Below are 20967 nucleotides of genomic sequence, written 5' to 3'. Positions count from 1 at the left end.
GGGAGTGATTATCATGCACAGAGAAAGCGGAATTCTTATGCCGGTGTTTTCGCTGGCTTCCAGATTCGGAATCGGATGTTTTTCAAAAGAAGCATATGAATTTGTGGACTTTTTGGAAAAGTCATACCAGGGATACTGGCAGATGCTGCCTATAGGACCGACAGGCTTTGGAAATTCTCCATATCAGCCGGTTTCAGCTTTTGCGGGGAATCCCTATTTTATTTCACTTGAGGATCTCGTTGAAGAGGAGCTTTTAACCTGGGATGAAGTTAATGGCGCAGACTTTGGCGCAGATATTGAGAAGGTTGATTACGGAAAGCTGTATGAGAATCGTACTACCATTCTCAAGAAGGCTTATGAGAGATTTTCGAAAAAAGAAAAGACCAAGGAATACAAAAAGTATCTTGAAGAAAATAAATACTGGCTTCCTGATTATGCGCTTTATGTTGCAATCAAGTCTGACCAGGAAGGTAAGTCATGGTTGGACTGGCCGGATGACCTTAGAAAAAGAAATCCTAAAGCTATTGAAAAAGCAAGAAAGGATTTTAAGGACGAGATAGAGTTTATATACTTTGAACAGTTTAAATTTGATGAGCAGTGGTCAAAGCTCCATGAATATGCAGGCGAGCATAATGTAAAGATTATTGGAGATCTGCCATTTTATGTTGCCATGGACAGTAGTGATACCTGGGCGCATCCTGAGGCATTCCAGATGGATAAGGATCTTATGCCTAAGGCTGTTGCAGGATGTCCGCCGGATGCATTTTCACCTACGGGACAGCTGTGGGGAAATCCTGTTTATGACTGGGACGCTCTGAAAAAAGACGGCTATTCCTGGTGGGTAGAGAGAATCAGGAGAAATTACGAATGGTTTGATGTTATCAGAATAGACCATTTCCACGGCTTTGCTGAGTACTATGAAGTACCATATGGTGAGGAGACTGCCGAGAAGGGTAAGCAGCTTAAGGGACCAGGAATGGATCTTTTCAAGGCTTTGGAGAAGAAGCTTGGAAAGCTTAACATGATTGCCGAGGATCTTGGAACAACAACTGAGGAGAATATAAAACTGCTTGAGGATTCCGGATTCCCGGGAATGAAGGTGCTTCAGTATGGATTTACAAGTTGGGACAGCATTTATGTGAACCACAGACATACCAGGAACAGCGTTGTTTATACAGGAACTCACGACAATACTCCGACCTTTGCCTGGGTACAGGAGATAAGTGAGGGCGAGCGCGACTTTACAAGGCGTTATGTAAATTCAATAAATACTGATTATGGTGCTTTCGTATGGGATATTATACGTGAAGCTTACAGGTCTGTAGCTGATCTTTGCATAATACCGATTCAGGATTATCTGTGCAAAGGAAGAGAGGCGAGAATTAACACTCCCGGAACAGCAGAGGGTAACTGGCAGTGGAGACTTACTCCAAACTACCTTTCAGAAGACCTTGCGCGCAGCATAAGACTTATGACCGAGACTTATAGCAGGGTTCCGGAGATTAAAGCACCTGCTGATGAACCTGAACAAAATATCAAAAAGTAATAGAGCAAAATAAAAATGCCCGGCGGGGGATGTTTTACGATGATACATCATTCGCCGAGGCATTTTTTTACTGCTGCCAGAACTTTGTCCGGATAATTTGGAACAGGTATTATTACATCTGCGTTTCCTTCCTTTGCAATAGCTATCTGCGTCGGGTTTGGGCAGGCGGCAACGACTTTTATATGAGAAAAGTTAGGCCGCTGTTTGATATAGCTTAGTACCTGATCCGGCGGAATCTTTTCAATGGACATATCGAGGACGATTACGCGGAGCTGAGCACAATACTGACTTGCAAGGTTAAGCACTTCATTTCCGTTTTCAGCATACAGTATACTGAACTCTTTTCGTAAGAGATCATCTATCTCCTCAACATTCGGATGCATTCTGGAGGCGCTGAGGATGACGAGCGGTCTGTCAGGCGGAATAATCTTGTCATAGGTATACCACTCTGAGAAGCAGTCTCTTCCTCGAATCTTACATTCATAGAGGGCATCGTCAGCCATTGAAAAAATGGATGCGAAATCTTTCTGGTGAGTATCGATGACAACTCCGAGGCTGCAGGTGAAAGTCCAACCGCCTTCTATGGATATTTCGGATATGCTTTTTTGGACTCTGCGACATATCTGGTCAATATGAAAAGGAGGAACAACGCCCTTCATTACAACAAGAAATTCATCACCGCCATTTCTTGCAACGATATCATCAACGCGGAAATGCTTTTTTAATATCAGACCCATATTTGAAAGGACGACATCACCTGCTGAATGTCCGAGTTTATCGTTTATCTGCTTGAAATTATCGGCATCTATTGAGATTACAACAGTATTTTCTCCAAGTGGTCTGTGGGAAAAATACTCCTCAACCTCCTTTTTGGCAGCGCCCTTATTTAAGAGACCGGTGAGCTTATCGTAGGAGCTTTCCTCGCGGAGAAACTGATTCTGCATCGCCTGGGCATTTCTTATGGTGCTGACCATCATGGCTATAAAAATAGCAATCGGAAGAGTGATTATTCCTTCAAACATATCACGCTCAATAAAACGTTTATCCTTTAACATGAAAACAGCAATACAATAAAAGATGCAGAGAGCTGAGTCTGTAAGGACATATCCGGATAATCTGTCTATGTAAATTGCGGGCAGAATTACTATTAGTGAAGTAAACCACATTGCTTCAGTATGATTGAAGGCAATGGTGTCAACAAGAATAAGCTGCAAAGCAAAAATGGTGTAGTAAATAATTGCATCAAGACTACCCATATCCTTTTGAGGATTAAACTTTTTGTGCAGGAAAATATACAGGTGATAAAGAAGCTGTTCCGGAATAAAGAGAAGAACGGTTGCTATGCTGTTAATCGACCCTTGAATATGTGCAGAGATAGCAATGAGCAGGATATAAACCACAGGAAACATGAAAAAAGACACATACAGGTGTTTTGAATTTTCATCCTGTATGCTCTGAGAAAACTTGTTAAAGTAGACAAATTCATTTGTGTCCTGGTATTGGAAGTGATCCAGGATAATCTTCACAAGTTTTTTCATCCGGAATACCTAAACATAATAACGAATAAAAGTACATAGTTCTAATCTCATTATACTATTATCCAATCATGACTTTATAAAATTCCGATAAAAAATTGATAATAAAAAAACAAATGAATTTGTCTGGCTATTTTATGGGATAGGATATATCAGACTGCATATTTCATGTACTTCAGCGCCATTTTCTTACTGCACTTAAGTACGAGATGAGTGCCGGCCTCCTCATACTGCGTATCTGAGACCTCAGCTCGTGATGTAATATCATGGAGAGCTGCTCCGTCTGAGTAGGGGATTACAAATTCACAGTCAACCTTTTCGCCCTCAAGAGTTTTTTCAATCATGGAAACAAGGTCATCAAGTCCGATTCCATCCTCAGCAGACATGTATATCCTGTCGTCTCTCACGTGAGGAATGGTCATGGAGCGGTGCTCCGAGTTTCCGATTACAAGATCCGCTTTGTTGAAAACGTAGATAATCGGTATCTTTGATGCACCGATATCCTGAAGGGTTTTCTCGGTAACTTCGATATGAGTCATATAATCCGGATCTGAAAAATCGATAACCTCAAGTAGAAGGTCAGCGTATACAGCCTCCGAAAGAGTGGAGCGAAAAGCCTTTACGAGGGTGGTGGGAAGCTCGTCAATAAATCCTACTGTGTCAGAGAGTAGGAAGGGTCTGTGCCCCGGGAGCTCTATTCTTCTTACGGTAGTATCGAGGGTTGCAAAAAGCATATCCTTTTGCATCACCTTTTTGTTATCTTTTTCCTCAATATGGCTTGCATCGATAAAGGAGTTAAGGAGCGTGGATTTGCCTGCATTGGTGTAACCAACGAGGGATACACGCGGAATATCCGAGTTCATGCGCTTTGCACGCTGGGTATCGCGCTCGCGTTCAACATTTCCAAGCTCACGTCTAAGCTCAGCGCAGCGCTGCTCAATACGCCTGCGGTCAAGCTCTAACTTCTTTTCACCTGCACCCTTGTTGGAAAGGCGGCCACTTCCTCCGCCCTGACGGCTGAGTTCTGTTCTCATACCTGCAAGCCTTGGCAGCATAAACTGAAGCTGAGCGTACTCAACCTGCATGCGCGATTCTCTGGTACGGGCCCTTTTTGCGAAAATCTGCAGTATCAGACCTGTTCTGTCTATGACCTCTGTATCAAGGATTCTCTCCAGATTTCTAATCTGAATGGGAGAGAGTGTGTCACCGAAAATGACGATATCTGCGTCAACCATGCCAATGAGATTTTTTAATTCCTCCACCTTACCGCTTCCGATGAATGTAGCATGATCAGGGTGAGGAAGTGTCTGAGTGATGGTCATTGCAGGCTCTAAGTCACATGCCTTGGTAAGAGCACGCAGTTCATCCATTGAGTGTTCGAATTTATTATCGTCTCTGTCTGTATGATTTAAGCCCACAAGGATAGCCTTGGGGGTAGTGTTTTCTTCAATTGTTTCTATTGTCTTTGATATACTCATTTTTTATAAAAAGTCCTTATGTTTTTTATGCTAAATAATAATCGTTTAATCTGTGATATATAATATAAGCGAAAGTAATATACTCATTATAAATAAAAATAGTCTAAAAGATAAGCCATATAATTCCGATATATATAATGAAAATGTGGGGATAGAATGAGGAAAGACTATGAGTTATGATTTATCATCTTCAATAAACAAAATGACGGATCTCTACCTGGATAAGATTAAAACCGGCGAGATTATGCAACAGGATAATAAGGCAAAGGAAAAGATGGGCTCAGAGTTTGCAGAAGTCTATGATTCGCTTCAGGCAATGAGAACCCTTGATAAAACCATGCGCCAGAGCTATGAGATGAACCACAAAAATGATGATAAAAACGATAGAATGAAAACTTCTCATTCTGCCTTATCCTTCTCAAAAGGGCATAGTCATATTATGGATATGCTTACAGATCAGATGAACAATGATATGGATGAAAAAGTTCAAAATGCCATAAAGGATGGCCTTAAGAAAAATGATCTCTGACAGCCATAAGAACAAAGCCAAGTTCGTTCTTAGCCTGGAAATCGGATTCCTCTTTATGCCAGTTCTGAGGCGGAATTTTTAATTCGCCATGGTCATCGGTCAATTCTTCTTTTTCTATACCTGTTCCATAGATATCATCATTCGGATTGGCATTTAACAGTACTGAATCGCCTGTGGATAGAAGAGCATTGGCGAAAGTTTTGTCTGATAAGAATTTTCCGATATTTGCATTGAAAAGAATTTCTCTATAGCTGTTTTTCCATACAGCATCATCATAATTTTCAACACTGTCACCGAGCTTCTGGCAGATGGCAGGATCTGACTCATTCATTATTTTTTTGTATGAATTGAAATCATTAAAAAGAAGTGCCTTTTCAGACATGATGTACTGAATGGCAGTTTGATAGCAGCGGCCGTTTATGAAAACGGGTTTCCCTTTATGCCATAGTGAAAACTGGCAGAAATCGCTGTTCTTTTCAGCCAGATAAAAGCATGTATAGGTGTGCGGATTTCCATTTCCGACTTCTTCAATAAGCCAGTCGATGTGATACTTGTTGTAAGGCGCATTTGTGAAAACAGGTGGAACCTTAGGTGCCTTTAATTCGGGAATGTCATCAGATATTTCTTCTGTTATTTTCTCATCTTCGGCATTATCTGCCTTTTCTGTTTTATCTGTTTTTTTGCCTTTGGACTTTGTCTTTTTCGCAGGCTTTTTCTTTTCTTCCTCAGTAGGTGGAACAAAATTTTCAATAGCTTCAGAATATGCAGAATAAGCAAGATCATCTGCGACTACCCAGCAGATATCATCAAAAGAATCCGGATTTGCTGCAATAAAAGCAGAGACTGTTGAAAGCGCAAGCTTAGCAGCCTTATCTAAAGGATAACCGTATTCACCTGTAGAAATGGAAGAAAATGCGATTTTTCTGATTCCGTTCGAGTGGGCAATTTTCATGGCACTGGAGTAGCAGGAGGCAAGAAGCTTCTCCTCACCGGCAGTGCCGCCCATCCAGACAGGTCCGACAGAATGAATCACGTATTTGCAGGGCAGCTCATAACCAAGAGTCAGCTTGGAATCGCCGGTCTCGCAACCGTTTAGTCTTCGGCATTCGGTTTTCAGCTGAGGTCCGGCAGCTCGATGGATTACACCATCAAGTCCGCCTCCGCCCAGAAGAGAATTGTTTGCCGGATTAACTATAGCGTCAAAGCCTGTAACCTTTGTAATGTCACCCTGAATTACGTGAATCATGTCGTCCCCCTTAAAGCTTATAATTACTGATAGTTAACAGCCTTATTGATTGCGTCCTGTGCAAGTGCAAAGTTTACAATTTGAAGACCGAAAATCTGAAGAATGATGAAGATGACAGCAGAACTTCCGTTAGGATCGTTCTTAATAGCATCTGTCTTCTCACCAAGCTTGTAAGCCCAGTACCATCCATAGATACCACATGTTACGAGGGTAAGAAGGAATGATATTATTCCTGAAGTGTCATTAGGACGTCCACTCAGCTGATTTGTTTCATCTGTAACGACAATGAACCAGTAAATACCATAGATACCACAGGTTACAAGAGACAAAATGATTGCAACCGCAATATTTCTACCTGTTATTCCTGCGCCGCCGTAGTAGGGATTAGGCTGCTGAGGCTGCTGGAAATCATAGCCGTTAGAGCCGCCTTGAGGATTGAAGCCTGAAGGATTGCCTGAAGGATCAAAGCCTGTATTAGAAGGATCAAAGCCATTAGGTGCCGGAGTAGGATTAGGCTGCTGTGTTGCGCCTCCCTGATTCTGTGCTCCCAAAGGTGCGCCACAATTGGTGCAGAATTTAGTGGAATCTGAATTTTCAGCTCCGCAATTTGGACAAAACATTTTTTAATCTCCTCTCTATTATATAATTGTTCTCTCTGATTATATCACAATTTGGTGTATAATCAGAGCAAGCGGAAAAAATAAAAAAATTTGATAATAAACTTATTTATTTCAGATAATTATCTAAAAAGCAGATATTTTTTTAAAAGGGGGAAATCTTATGCCGATTCTAGGAGCTTTCATGGTACCGCATCCGCCGATAATGCTTCCTGAGGTGGGACGAGGAGAAGAAAAGAAGATAAGTGATGTTACTGAAGCTTATGAAAAGGTGGCTGACACAATTGCCGCACTTAAACCGGAAACTGTAATAATATCAAGTCCTCACAGCATAATGTATGCGGATTATTTCCACATTTCACCGGGGAACAGTGCGTCAGGAGATATGGGGAGATTTAATGCAGAAGAAGTCAGCTTTGATGCAGAATACGATGAAGAGTTGGTGGATGAAATATGCCGTATTGCTGAAAAAGGTGGTCCGGAAGCCTTTGACGATCCGGATAATGGCAGCGGTAAGGGGCAGGGAGGACTGGCTCTTCATGAATTTCCTGCAGGTACCCTGGGAGAGAGGGATCCCTCTTTGGATCATGGAACCCTGATTCCGCTCTATTATATCTGTCAAAAATACACCGATTTTAAGCTTGTGAGGATAGGTCTGTCAGGACTTCCTCTTGCTCTTCACTATCAGATGGGACAGATTATTCAGGCTGCTGTGAACAGGACCGGAAGACGGGTTGTGTTCGTTGCAAGCGGAGACCTTTCACACAAGATGAAGGAGGACGGACCTTATGGTTTTGCGCCCGAGGGACCCGAATATGATGAGAAGATAATGGAAGTCTGCGGAAGCGGCGACTTCAAGAGACTGTTTGAATTTGAGGACAGCTTCTGTGAAAAGGCAGCGGAATGTGGCCACAGATCTTTTGTTATGATGGCAGGAGCACTGGACGGTCTTTCCGTAAAGGCCAAGAAGCTTGTTCATGAGGCGACCTTTGGTGTCGGCTATGGCATCTGTACTTTCGAAGTAGGATGCCCTGACGAGAGCAGACATTTCCTTGATGAGTGGAGAAAAGAAAAACTTTCTGAACTTAAGGGAAAACAGCGGGATGAGGATATTTATGTAAAGCTCGCCAGATTTTCACTTGAAAGCTATGTGAGCGGCGGCAAAACACTTCATCTTAAGGATTTAAAGGGAACCGAATTTGAGAATCTGCCGGATGAGATGCTTAGTGAAGCAGCAGGAGCTTTCGTATCCATTCATAAAAATGGCGCTCTCAGAGGCTGTATCGGCACGATTTCTCCAACCTGTGGCTGTGTAGCCGAGGAGATACTGCAAAATGCCATAAGCGCAGGCACAAATGACCCGAGATTTCCTATGATAACTACCGATGAGCTTCCCTGGCTTGAGATGAGTGTGGATGTCCTTGCAGAACCGGAACCCATATCATCTACGGATATGCTTGACGTTAAGAGATACGGTGTTATCGTAACAAGCGGTCACAAGCGGGGACTCTTACTGCCTAACCTTGATGGTGTGGACAGCGTTAATCAGCAGATCAATATCGCCTGCCAGAAAGCAGGAATCCCCGCCGGCGAGGAGATAAGCCTTGAGCGATTTGAAGTTGTAAGACATCTATAGCCTTCAGCTTGGGAAATATTTTTTAGTAAGAAAAAATAAACTTCAGCGAAGAAAAAACATTTAAAGCCTTCAGCTTGGGAAATATTTTTTAGTAAGAAAAAATAAACTTCAGCGAAGGAAAAACATTTATAGCCTTCCCCCTCTGGGGGCGCACATCGTCCGGGGGACGATGGCTATGCGCGGACCGAAGCGGAGCGGAGAAGGTGTCAGCGAAGCTGACGGATGAGGGGATAAATTCTTTACTTGGAGGCCATATGACAACACGAACCCAGCGCCAATCAAATATTGAACTCTTAAGAATCCTGGCAACCTGCATGGTGATCATCCTTCACTACAACAGCGTTACAGGCGGAGGATTTTTTACTGTGCAGGACGGAAGTCCCAATCAGTTTATTTTGGTTGCGCTTGAATCAATAAGTATTCCTGCGGTAAATATCTTTGTTATTATAACGGGATATTTCCTTTGCAAAACAAATGTCAGGGATTTCATGAAGCCTCTCGGACTGGTGGCTCAGGTAATTGTTTTTGCAGTCATAACCTTTGCTATTGGACGCATTTTTGTTCCTCAGAATGCAAATATCGATACGCTTTTTGAGTACCTTTTTTCTTCCAACTGGTATGTATATATCTTTTTTGCACTGTATTTAATATCGCCCTTTATCAATGTGATGTGGGATAAGCTTAATCCAAGCGGGAAGAGAATACTGCTTGCTTTTGTTATGATTCTGTTTTCCATATATCCGACACTGATTGATATTTTAAAATACTGGTCCGGAAGACAGCTCAATGGTAGCAGTACAATTGGACTTGAGGGATCTCAGGCAGGATACACAATAGTGAATTTTGTAGTATTGTATCTCATTGGCGCATATATTCGCGACAATGATAAAAAAACAGATAAAAACAAGACCCTTTCAGCATATTTTATCTGCCTGTGTCTGAATATGGCCTGGGCTTATGCTGATGGCATACGCCAGGGTAAGAATATCTATGATACTGTTGCCTGGAACTATAGCAATCCGTTTGTTATTGCTGAGGCAGCCCTTTTGTTTATGCTCTTTAGAGAGATAAAGGTAAAAAATGGCAGACTGATAAATATTTTTGCCGGCGCATCCTTTACTGTTTATGTTTTGCACCTGAGATTTATAGGCTTTTTCAAAATCAGCGAGTTTGCAGCCCGTAATCCTGCCATACTGATTCTGCACCTGATAGCGTGTGTTATCGGACTTTACCTTGCATGTACCATTTGTTATTTTGCATATTCAGTAGTGGCAAAACCTGTGGCTAAATTTGTTTCAGGAAAAATGGGAAGCCTTAGAACTTTTTCTATATAGTAAAAACACTTGTAACCTTAATAAAAACAGAGAGAACGAATGATAAGAAAAAATCGGACTGCCTCCGCAATTTGTATTTTTGCGGCGACATCTTTAATGATTACAAATTCAGCATATTCCTTAAAAAAAGAAAAAGAAATCATTCCGCTTGAATTAAGTGAGCTGGTTATTAGTGAAGCAATTGTTATTGATGATGAAGAGGAGGACCTTCAAAGCGTCGCAAGAGGCTCTGAAGTAGACTACTCCATTGTGACAGGAGATGATTTGCCTTCCTTCTATTCTTCTGACCAGGCTGACGGCAAGGACTACATAACAGATGTGAGGAATCAGGGGTATACGGCACTTTGCTGGGATTATGCAGCCTTGGGGGCTGTTGAGAGTGATCTTCTTATAAATCACAGTGAGCTTGATCCGAATGAACTGAATCTTTCAGAGAAGCATAGCGCCTATTACAATATGCACCGCGCATCCGGCTCACAAAACGGTGGAATTGATAATGATTACAGAGAGTTTGTTTTTAATCCCGAGGACAAATATCTAAGTGAATATGACACGAGCTATTTATCGGTGGGAGGCGTTACAGATTACTGCCTCTCAATCCTTACTGCCTGGAAGGGACCGATGGTCGATACAGGCAGTAATTCCATTCATGTACTTAAGGGAGTAAATGACCTTTATACAAGAAACGCTGATATTCCGACTGCGCCTTACGAAAATACATTTTGTCATGTACAAAATGTATATGAAATTCCTGCCTCCGAAAAGAACAGAGACATTATTAAGAGGATGATAATGGAACATGGAAGTGTCACTGCCAGCGTGAATACTGAGAAGGAATTTTGGACAGGAAAAAAGGTGGCTCTTTACGATTATAAAAAGTACGGAGAGGGCAACTATGCAGATCATGAGATTCTGATTGTGGGATGGAATGATGATTATCCCGCTCAGAATTTTATTACAAAGCCTTCCACGGATGGAGCCTTTATATGCAGAAACAGCTGGGGCACCGAAAAGGGAGCATCGGGATATTTTTATTTATCTTATGAGGATAAAATTCTCATCAATAACAACGTGGTGGCATATGACTCAGCCATGCCCGGAGATAGCAACTGGTATGATAATAATTACCAGTATGCCGGATTTATCACGCACGTTATGGATCCCATGGTTGATCAGAAAAATGTTGTTTATATGTATGACAATAATGACGCTCGCTATGGTATTACAATTACGCCTTCCAAGGATGAGACTCTTATGGCGTTAGGTTACTTTTCCATGAGTACGGCCATGGATGATAAGCTATACATCTATGAGCTGCCTGAAAAAAATGCGCCTGATATCGATGCCAAGGAGTTTGCTGATACTATAAATATGTTGGATGAAAACGGCTTTTTTGAAATGCCTGATGAGCCTCAGTATGTCGATTTGGATGAGCTGGGAAAACCCAAAATAACAATGGGATGTAAATCCATCACCGGAGGATACCATACGTTCTCTTTGAAGCAACCGTTTGACATTAAAGCCGGGCGGGAATACCTAATTGTGATACGTCCCGGTAAAAAGACAAAGCTTGTATACGAAAAGGCCATGAATTACACAACAGATGAACACATGGACGAATGGAAAATCAATCTCGGAGCTATTCATACCGTGAATACGGCCAGTGGACACAGCTACCTGCAGGATGTCAGCGGCACTGCCATGATCAGACAGACTGACAAGGATTTCTTTATCAAAGCTTACACAAAAGATAAACAAAAAAATCCCCATTAATGGGAGGTGGCCATGCGATGGGGAGTCGCATGGCCATGTTGTATGAAAAAAGTTTTTTGGGGTTCAGAAGATGTTGTTCATCTCTGATAGGTATATGTTAGGATAAATTTGTTGCCAAAATATGACTGTTTTATAAAGTAAAAATATTATGTTTATAAACATAAAATAGGCCAAATATGAAGCAAAAATAAAAATTAACGAATTTCCGTTGCAGATATCCTAAGAAGTGTAGATTCTATGCGGATGTTACATTGTTAAAGTAATACCAATTATTGCAAAGTGATTTTGGATGTGCTATATTTTGTGGTATAAGAAACTTGAAACACAAATTCTGCTAATTGTAGATGTAATAGGAGGTTTGTAGTGGGGAGAGAAGATAAGACACCTGCAGAGATTCGTACCACAGATAAGCTTAAGATTCAGAAGATTCTCGGTGAGGCCGGATACATTGTAGAGATGGGGAACGGAAGCGTACCTACAGTGGTTTGTAAGAGACGCGAGGACATGAGTAAGGATTTGGCAGCTATCCGTAAGATACTTAAGGAACAGCGATACGAGGGAAGCTTCGGTGTTCGCGCTCCGCGTAAGACGGATGAGATGGTTACAAATGAAAATATGGATAACTCAGACGTAATGGATGAGATGGTACCGGCAGCAGGCTGATGATAAAAAATAAAGGAGTTGTTTAACACAGCTCCTTTTTTTATAGTAAATTATTATTATGTAATTCTCATGCCGATTCAGATTCATCGCGTACCAGCACCCTGGACTGGGATTGAACACGCCTGATCTCATCTTTTTGTTTTTTTATGTACATGATATAGGTCATGAGTTGACTGTCGATTCCGCGCATCTTACATCCGACAGCTTCATAGGTTCCTATTTTGAAGTTCCTGACTACTTTAAGTGTTATTTCAAAGGCTTTTGTATAACCTTCAGGCTTAAATGTAAGTCTTATCATATCTCCTTCATTGGCATAAGCATTTTTGCCAAGAAGAAGTGACATACCACGAATTGACATATCGTAAATAATTGCGCTTGTGGTGTTTACATGATTGATAACAGCTTTACCCAGAGCGTTTACAACATAGCGCTCTGCTTTTCTCTGATTATCAATTTCGGTTATGATCTCAGACCCTTTTATAAGATAATAGGTATCATTCCAGTTTTTATAAGGAACAATCGAATGTAGATGGTAGCTTACCTTCATATTTCTTGGAGGCAGCACTGCGATCGCTGTTGCCTGAGTAGCAGCAGGAATTGGCTTGCCATGATATTTTAGCGGTGTAACCAAAAGAGCATCATCCATCACGGATATGGCATGCGTCTTAATGTTGACCGGCATATTATCGATTAGTGTACTTACAGTAAGCTCTGTCCCCTGAGCAAGTGCTGTGATATTCATTGTTCCCTCTCATGTTTTTATTTGTTTATTTGTACCTGAACTTTTTTAACCTTATAAATTAAAACATAGGAAACCAGGTTTTGTAAAGTTGGTTTCGCTAAAAATTAAAACGTGGTGAAAGAAAATGTCAAATAAACCAAAACTATATGAAAAAATAATTCCAAAATATATTCCCAATAGGGTAGTTTTAGCCTTTTTTTCAATAATTGCATTCTTCAGCGGCCCCGTTAAGAGAGAGCTGAGAGAGAGGCATTTCGAGGAAAATGAGCGGTTTCTGAAGGAGAAGGGGGATGCTTTTTTTCATTCGGGGAGACTCATTGAAAATCAAATGCAATGGGGGAGTGTTTTATTTGGAAGTCATAAAAATGCAAATATGTCGTATTCCGGTTGTGAGATAATTGCTACCTACAATGCTCTTTTGTGCCTTGGGGACAGGAATACAACAATATCAGAGCTTATCAGATATTTCGAACAAAAAGGCGCTGCGCTTAAAGGCGGTTTTGGAATTACGCCCTCAGCACCCGCCAATTATTTAAAAAAAAGAGGATATAAGGTAAAAAAAGTTACCACCAGAAAAAAACTGGTAATAGACAGGCTTGGTCAGGAGTTTCATACTTTTATTGTGACCTTTTACTGGAACCGTGAGAATATCAGGGAACAGCTCCACACGGTCTGCATTTCCAAGGAATCGGACGGCTTCTATATTCATAATAACTATTGTAGGGCAGAAGGTGGAGCCTATGTAAGAAAGGGGGCATATAGAACCCTGGGAGATGCCGTAGCGGGCGTAGGCGAAAATGCTGTACCACTGGTTACTGTCGCTATACTTTAACAACGATTGGAGGACTATGAAAACTACTAAAGAACAATTTCCTACTAAAGCATCACTGGTCCTGTTCTTCCTTAAGGGGAGTACTCTGTTATTCATTATAGGCATAATTTTTTCCATGGCAGTTGCTTTTCTGGATATGGTAAATCCCAAGATTATCCAGTATACAGTAGACTACCTGATCGGAGATTCCGAGTCGGTTATGCCCTTTTATATGCAGATAATAGTAAATATTACAGGTGGTAAGGACTACCTGAGAGGACATATTTTCATAATAGCGCTTGTGGTGGTTGCTATAGCGCTTTTGGGCGCAGCTTGCCGTTATTTTAACAAGCTGTTTAATTCCATGGCTGCTGAGAAGCTGATATGCAGGATGAGAGATATTCTGTTTGAGCATATATGCCATCTGCCTTTTTCGTGGCATGGTGAGAACCATACGGGAGATATCATCCAGCGTTGCACCTCAGACGTTGAGACTATAAAAATGTTTCTCTCAGAGCAGCTTACAGCCCTATTTAGAATAGTGATAATGATTGCTCTCGGAATGTATTTTATGCTTCAGATTGATGTAAAGCTGTCACTTATATCTGCTGCATTTATTCCAATTATAGTTCTGTATTCTTTATTTTTTCATAATAAGATAGGAAGCGCCTTCGAGCATGCAGACGTGGAAGAGGGTAAGCTTTCAGCCATAGCGCAGGAAAATCTTACAGGTGTCAGAGTCGTCCGTGCTTTTGGAAGAGAAAAATTTGAACGTGAGCGCTTTGAGGCTAAAAACAGGGATTATACCAGGATGTGGATTAACCTTATGAGACTACTGGCTGCCTTCTGGACATCCAATGATATGATCTCGGGAATGCAGGGAATGGCGGTGCTTGTAGCAGGCTCTGTTTTCTGTGTTCAGGGAAATATTACCGTCGGAGAACTTATTGCATTCATTTCCTACAATGCCATGATTTCCTGGCCGGTACGTATCCTCGGAAGAGTTATTTCCGAAATGAGTAAGGCGGGAGTTTCAATAGACAGATTGAGATATATCATGAACTCAGAGGTTGAGAGTGACAGGGAGGGTGCAGGAGAGCCACCTCTTGATAAGGACATCGAGTTTAAGAAGGTAAGCTTTTCCTATGATAACGGGACAGCAGAGATTCTGAAAAACGTCAGTTTTACTGTAAAAGCCGGGGAGACAGTGGGCGTACTCGGAGGTACAGGCTCCGGAAAATCAACTCTGATGTATCTTCTGGACAGACTTTATAGCCTTCCGGAAGATGGCGGAACCATAACCATAGGCGGTGTGGATATCAGAGATATAAAGATGCACTACTTAAGAGAGAACATCGGACTTGTACTTCAGGAGCCCTTTCTCTTTTCAAGAACATTATATGAAAACATCGGTATAACCAATAAATCTGCAGGCATGGAGGATATCAGGAGAGCTGCAAAAATGGCTTCTCTTGATGAGACAATCAAAAACTTTGACGATGGATACAATACCTTTGTAGGTGAGAGGGGAGTTACTCTCTCAGGTGGTCAAAAGCAGAGGACGGCTATCGCTCAGATGCTTGTTTCAGAGCCTCCTATCATGATATTCGATGATTCTCTTTCTGCGGTTGATACTGAGACAGATGCTAAGATACGTGCTGCTCTTGATAAGCATGTAGGGCAGGCGACGACTATTATAATTTCACACAGAATAACTACGCTTATGCATGCAGACCACATAATTGTTCTTAGTCATGGAAAAGTTGCTGAAGAGGGAGCTCACTCGGAGCTTCTTTCGAAAAATGGTCTGTACCGCAAAATTTATGATATTCAAATTCAGGGAGGAGGGGAAGACATTGCCTGAGAAGAAGACTGAAAGAAATAAGACTGTTTCGCTCCCCTGGTTTGGAATCCCCAGAATTATGCCCTTTTTAAAGCCCTATCTTCCTAAGATGGCGGTTATGATATTCCTGGGCAGTATGGTCAGCATGGTGGATTCCTTTGTGCCGCTCTTTAACAGATATGCACTGAATAATTTTGTTGCCAGGGGCACGATTAAAGGAATAGGTGTTTTTGCAATTGCGTATGCTCTGACACTTCTCGCGAAGCTTGTAATGGATTTTATCAGCGCGAATATGTGCGGAGAAATCGAGATGTCAATTGACAGAGACTTAAGAAATGCTGCTTTTAACCATCTACAGGAGCTGTCCTTTTCATATTTTAACCAGAACAATGTGGGATATATCCACGCCAGAGTTATGAGTGACACCGGAAAAATAGGTGTTATGTGTGCCTGGAGAATGATGGACATCGTCTGGAATGGGAGCTACATTCTGTTTGTGCTGATTGTCATGCTTGCAATAAATGTGAGACTTGCCATGTACATACTGGTATTGATTCCGATAGCTGTATTCCTTGTAATCTATTTTCAGAAACACCTGATACTCCTGAACAGGCATATCAGGGAACTGAACTCTACCATCACAGGCAATTTTAACGAGGGCATAACCGGTGCAAAGGCTATAAAGACACTGGTTGTCGAGGACAGAATTCAGAGTGACTTCAGGGAAGATACTGAAAACTACAGGAAAAATGCAGTACATGCCACACATTATTCCGCAATGTTTTCAGCGTCAGTGACAATGCTTTCTTCCTGCGCTCTTGCGTTGGTCCTTTGGAGAGGCGGAATGATAACGATGGAGGGAGTTATGGAGATAGGAACACTTTCGGTATTCCTGTCATATGCACTTGGAATTCTTGAACCCATCCAGAACATTATTGTTACAATCTCCGAACTTATAGCAGTGCAGGTCAATGTTGAGAGACTTACAAGACTACTTGGCACACAATCTGATGTGGCAGATACACCTGAGGTCATTGCGAAATATGGTGATACCTTCAATCCTAAGAAGGAAAACTGGGAACCGCTTATCGGAGATGTTGAGTTTAAGGATGTATCTTTTCACTATCCTGACGGTACAGAATACGTGCTTGAACACTTTAACCTTAAGGTTCCACAGGGTACCAATGTTGCTATCGTTGGAGAGACAGGGGCAGGTAAGTCTACTCTGGTAAACCTTGTTTGCAGATTCTTTGAACCTACAAGCGGAGAGGTCCTTATTGATGGGAAAAATGCCAGGGAGAGATCACAGCTCTGGCTTCACAGCAACATCGGATATGTATTACAGACACCGCATCTGTTTTCGGGAAGTGTAAGGGAGAATCTAAAATACGGTAATCCCGATGCGACTGATAAGGAAATATGGGACGCATTAAAACTTGTGTCGGCAGACAGAATTGTTGAGAGAATGGATAATGGACTTGACAGTGATGTTGGTGAGGGAGGAGATATGCTCTCAACCGGTGAAAAACAGCTCCTGTCATTTGCAAGAGCTATTCTTGCTGATCCGAGAATCCTTGTTCTTGACGAAGCAACTTCATCCATTGATACGGTTACGGAGAAAGCAATTCAGGATGCCATATCCGTTGTGATAAAGGGCAGAACCTCATTTATGATTGCCCACAGATTATCAACCGTAGTGGATGCAGATGTGATACTGGTTGTAAGAGACGGCAAGATAATTGAGCGCGGAACTCACAGGGAACTTATGAAAAATGTGGGCGGCTATTATCATCAGCTTTTCTCAAGGCAGTTTGAGGAGATGGAAGCTGCAGCAATCTAAAACAGCAAAAAGCAAATAGAATAATAGCAACAAATTGCAAGCCTTCGTACTTTCTATGTGTAATACTTTGAAAGTACGGAGGTAATTTTTATGCATGATTTTAATTTGTTTAAGGATAATATATGTGCACCATTCATTATAGAGAGTGAAAGCTTTGAAGGTATAAAAATGATTGGCGAAACTGTGGCTGAGGACATAGAGGCTGTCACGGGAGTAAAGCCGGAGATTTTTGAAGATGCGAAAAAAATATTGGAATCAGAGCCTGCAGATGATGGGGGAGGCAGGTCCTTAGGCAGCGGTGCCGTCCTAATGGCTACAATAGGCAGCAGCCCGATGCTGGACAGATTATGCAAAGAAGGAAAAATAAATCTCGATGATATCAATGGAAAGCGAGAGGTATATAAGATAACCTGCGTTGAAACACCATTCTCAGAGAATGAATCACTAAAAGAAGTACTTGTTATTGCAGGCAGTGACAAGCGCGGAACTATCTACGGTATGTTTAGATTATCTGAGATGTGCGGAGTATCCCCGCTTATATACTTTGGAGACGTAGCTCCGCTTAAAAAGAATGAGATTATTATAAAAAATGATAAAGAAATCATTTCAAAGGAACCCTCTGTAAGATATCGTGGCTTTTTCATAAATGATGAGTGGCCGGCCTTTGGAAACTGGGCTACAGAGAAATTCGGAGATGTTAATGCCAGGTGCTACAGAAAGATATTTGAGCTTTTACTAAGACTTAAAGGCAATTACATGTGGCCTGCCATGTGGAATTCTAATTTTTCAGAGGATGGTCCGGGGCTTCAAAGTGCAGAGCTTGCGGATAAGCTTGGCGTGGTAATGGGCTTGTCCCATCATGAACCCATGTGCAGAGCCGGTAATGAGTGGCAGCAGCAGTATAGGAAGTATAGTACTGACAATACCTGGAGCTTTTTATCCAATGCGGAAGGCATAACAAAGTTCTGGGAGGATGGCGTAAAGAGAAATAAGGATTTTGAAAATGTAATAACCATAGGCATGCGCGGAGAGGCTGATTCCAAGCTTATGCCCGAGGATGCTACCTTAAAGGACAATATTGAGGTCATAAAGAAGGCAATAAGAGTTCAGAACGAGCTTATAAAAAAGAATGTTAACGAGGAACTTCAGAAGGTTCCCAGAATGCTGGCAATCTACAAAGAGGTTGAGGACTATTATTTTGGTGATGAAACAGCTGAAGGACTTAAGGATTGGGATGATCTTAAGGATGTGATCTTTTTATTAAGCGATGATAATCATGGTCATGTAAGAGCACTTCCTACAGATGATACGAGAAATCATCCCGGCGGCTTTGGCATGTATTATCACTTCGATTATCACGGTGCACCCATAAGTTATGAATGGGTTAACTGCACGAGACTTACCAAGACCTGGGAGCAGATGAGTCTTGCTTACGAATCAGGTGTAAGGCAGATGTGGATTGTAAATGTTGGGGATCTGAAACTCAATGAATATCCGCTTTCATTTTTCATGGATCTTGCATATGACTATGAAAAGTACGGTGAGAAGTCTGTAAACAGGATAGAAGAGTATGTTCATGGCTGGATAGACAGACAGTTCCCAGGGGTGACAGACGAGCAGAAAAAAGACATAGCAAAGGTAATCGAGGGATATACCAGATTTAATGCTCAGAGAACTCCCGAGACTATGAGTGCTGATGTATATAATCCTGTGAATTTCATGGAGGGCGACAGAGTATTGCAGGATGCCGGGGATATACTTGATACTGCGGACAGACTGAATGAGGAACTTGAAGCTGAGGCACTCACAGCTTACAGGAGTATGATTTATTATCAGGCAGCAGCCAGCCTTAACAATGTACTTATGAACGTAGAGGCAGGAATGAACAGAGAGCTTGCGCTGCGAGGCTGTGTTTATGCCAATAAATATGCGGAGTCTGTAAGAAAAAGGATAGCTGAAGACATTCGTTATGTAGAAGAATTCCATAAGTTTAACGATGGCAAATGGAATCACATGATGAGCTCTGATCACACTAATTTCAGGTCCTGGGATGCGTATGACTGGACTTATCCTACGGTGTCGGTTGTGACTCCGATTCACGGACCGAAGGTTGCAGTATCCTTCAGAGGCGAGAAAACAGTTAACTACGGTGCACACTGGCAATGCCCTCCATCTCCTGTAAGCTACGGTTTCACAAGACCGGAGACGAAAGAGGTGCTTCTTGACCTCGACAGCAGAGGAGATGTGAGTTACTCATATGAAATTGTAAACGACACTGATTGGATTATATGCAAAGAACCTAAGGGAAGAGTAGAGGTTCCTGTACCATATGAGGCTAATGTAATAACAGAAAAGACAGGAAGATCAACAGTTTCATTTGGAGTAAATAGGGAACTGATCACGGGAAAGACCGAGGCAACAGGGAAGGTAAAGATCAGCTTTGATAACGGCACATTCACTGAAGTTGATATTATCTTCAAAGCAGACAAGAAAGTATATCCGGACGGCTACAGCAGTGAAAATCTCTGCATGGAAAATAACGGAATAATACTTGTAAATGCCGAGAAATATAATGAGAAAAAGAATGTGTCGGTAGCAGGCTTTGAGAAAATAGACTACCTCGGAAAAACCGGGAAGCCTGCCATAAAGGTACTTCCTTCAATCTCAAATTTTAGTGAGAAAGATATACAGAGCGGAAATGTTCCATGCGTGAAGTATAATGTGTTTGCTGAAAATGACGGGGAATATGTTCTTGATTTTCATCTGACCATGACCAATCCCATAGTTAAGGGTGGAATACTGAAGTTTGGTTATGCTGTAAATGATGGAAAAATCAATATCGAAACCGGGGTAGCAGAAGGATATTTTACAGACTTCCCCTGCAGACAGTGGTGCGAAGATGTGCTTTTACATGAGCATGTAGCAAGTACGCAGGTAACCCTAAATAAAGGAGTTAATGCAATCACAATTTATGCCGGTGATGCCGGAGTAGTTTTTGATAAGTTTGTCCTCTACAGGACAGGCGAGGAATTGCCTGAGAGCTTCCTTGGACCAATGTAATAAGTAGCTAAAATCCCTCATATCACTTGCGTGGTATGAGGGATTTTTATAATGAAAGAGGTTCTAATTATTTTTTACTTTAATTGCAATCTAAAAGATTGTTTGATAAATATTTACGCAAAATTAATACTATTTTTAGAATTAATTATATAAAATTGTATATGAGACAATTAATTTGTTGGTATGAGGGGGATGATTTTGAATATTAAAAAGCACTTGACAGCTATGTGTAATAAACATAGCTTGTTAACAGCACAACACAGGCTAACTGCGCTCTTTTTGCGTCTTGTGGCAGCGAGGCACTTGAAACTGAA

Annotated in this window: 14 protein-coding genes and 2 pseudogenes; 10 read left to right on the top strand and 6 right to left on the bottom strand. The window is 41.6% G+C overall.

What is annotated here, in order from left to right:
- The first annotated feature begins 13 nt into the window (after positions 1–13).
- The gene (gene malQ, locus G602_RS0119850) at positions 14–1546 is read left to right on the top strand and encodes a 4-alpha-glucanotransferase (RefSeq protein ID WP_026660561.1); all 1533 of its coding nucleotides are present in this window, start codon (positions 14–16) and stop codon (positions 1544–1546) included.
- Positions 1547–1593: 47 nt separating this feature from the next.
- Here malQ and G602_RS0119845 read toward each other — a convergent pair whose 3' ends face one another.
- Positions 1594–3084, bottom strand: a complete 1491-nt coding sequence (locus G602_RS0119845) for a GGDEF domain-containing protein (protein ID WP_044932814.1) — start codon at positions 3082–3084, stop codon at positions 1594–1596.
- A gap of 149 nt (positions 3085–3233) precedes the next feature.
- Positions 3234–4559 carry a GTPase HflX gene (hflX, locus tag G602_RS0119840; RefSeq protein WP_044932812.1) on the bottom strand — a complete coding sequence of 442 codons (1326 nt, stop codon included), beginning with the start codon at positions 4557–4559 and terminating at the stop codon, positions 3234–3236.
- 169 nt (positions 4560–4728) lie between these two features.
- On the opposite strand from hflX, the gene G602_RS0119835 reads away from it, so the two are divergent.
- Positions 4729–5088 carry a hypothetical protein gene (locus G602_RS0119835; RefSeq protein WP_026660557.1) on the top strand — a complete coding sequence of 120 codons (360 nt, stop codon included), beginning with the start codon at positions 4729–4731 and terminating at the stop codon, positions 5086–5088.
- Here G602_RS0119835 and G602_RS32130 read toward each other — a convergent pair.
- The 3 genes and pseudogenes from G602_RS32130 to G602_RS30000 form a co-directional block, all read right to left on the bottom strand.
- Positions 5069–5518, bottom strand: a pseudogene (locus G602_RS32130) (NADAR family protein); the annotation flags it as partial. The gene G602_RS0119835 and the pseudogene G602_RS32130 overlap by 20 nt on opposite strands.
- 315 nt (positions 5519–5833) lie before the next feature.
- Positions 5834–6334: pseudogene (locus tag G602_RS32125) on the bottom strand (macro domain-containing protein); the annotation flags it as partial.
- Between the two features lie 23 nt (positions 6335–6357).
- Complete coding sequence (locus G602_RS30000) at positions 6358–6954, bottom strand: DUF4234 domain-containing protein (protein ID WP_026660555.1); 597 nt, start codon at positions 6952–6954, stop codon at positions 6358–6360.
- 160 nt (positions 6955–7114) lie between these two features.
- On the opposite strand from G602_RS30000, the gene amrA reads away from it, so the two are divergent.
- From amrA to G602_RS0119805, 4 genes are all read left to right on the top strand, one after another.
- On the top strand, positions 7115–8587 hold the full coding sequence (gene amrA, locus G602_RS0119820; RefSeq protein WP_026660554.1) for an AmmeMemoRadiSam system protein A: 1473 nt from the start codon (positions 7115–7117) through the stop codon (positions 8585–8587).
- Between the two features lie 254 nt (positions 8588–8841).
- Positions 8842–9921, top strand: a complete 1080-nt coding sequence (locus G602_RS0119815) for an acyltransferase (RefSeq protein WP_026660553.1) — start codon at positions 8842–8844, stop codon at positions 9919–9921.
- A gap of 96 nt (positions 9922–10017) precedes the next feature.
- Entirely contained in the window at positions 10018–11694 is a 1677-nt protein-coding gene (locus G602_RS0119810) for a C1 family peptidase (RefSeq protein WP_196808730.1), read from the top strand.
- A gap of 363 nt (positions 11695–12057) precedes the next feature.
- On the top strand, positions 12058–12357 hold the full coding sequence (locus tag G602_RS0119805) for a hypothetical protein (protein WP_026660551.1): 300 nt from the start codon (positions 12058–12060) through the stop codon (positions 12355–12357).
- Positions 12358–12424: 67 nt separating this feature from the next.
- On the opposite strand, the gene G602_RS0119800 is transcribed toward G602_RS0119805, so the two are convergent.
- Positions 12425–13099 (bottom strand): PilZ domain-containing protein, encoded by a 675-nt coding sequence (locus G602_RS0119800; RefSeq protein ID WP_026660550.1) that lies wholly within the window; start codon positions 13097–13099, stop codon positions 12425–12427.
- A gap of 124 nt (positions 13100–13223) precedes the next feature.
- On the opposite strand from G602_RS0119800, the gene G602_RS0119795 reads away from it, so the two are divergent.
- From G602_RS0119795 to G602_RS0119780, 4 genes are all read left to right on the top strand, one after another.
- The gene (locus G602_RS0119795) at positions 13224–13931 is read left to right on the top strand and encodes a hypothetical protein (RefSeq protein ID WP_026660548.1); all 708 of its coding nucleotides are present in this window, start codon (positions 13224–13226) and stop codon (positions 13929–13931) included.
- A gap of 16 nt (positions 13932–13947) precedes the next feature.
- Positions 13948–15774 (top strand): ABC transporter ATP-binding protein, encoded by a 1827-nt coding sequence (locus G602_RS0119790; protein ID WP_026660547.1) that lies wholly within the window; start codon positions 13948–13950, stop codon positions 15772–15774.
- Positions 15767–17593: an ABC transporter ATP-binding protein gene (locus tag G602_RS0119785; protein ID WP_026660546.1), complete on the top strand. Its 1827-nt coding sequence runs from the start codon at positions 15767–15769 to the stop codon at positions 17591–17593. The genes G602_RS0119790 and G602_RS0119785 overlap by 8 nt, the downstream gene beginning before the upstream one ends.
- Positions 17594–17683: 90 nt before the next feature.
- Positions 17684–20653 carry a glycosyl hydrolase 115 family protein gene (locus tag G602_RS0119780; protein WP_044932809.1) on the top strand — a complete coding sequence of 990 codons (2970 nt, stop codon included), beginning with the start codon at positions 17684–17686 and terminating at the stop codon, positions 20651–20653.
- Positions 20654–20967 lie beyond the last annotated feature (314 nt).

Source organism: Butyrivibrio sp. AC2005, from assembly GCF_000424145.1.
Taxonomy (GTDB): Bacteria; Bacillota; Clostridia; order Lachnospirales; family Lachnospiraceae; genus Butyrivibrio.
This window is presented reverse-complemented; position numbering and strand designations above follow the sequence as displayed.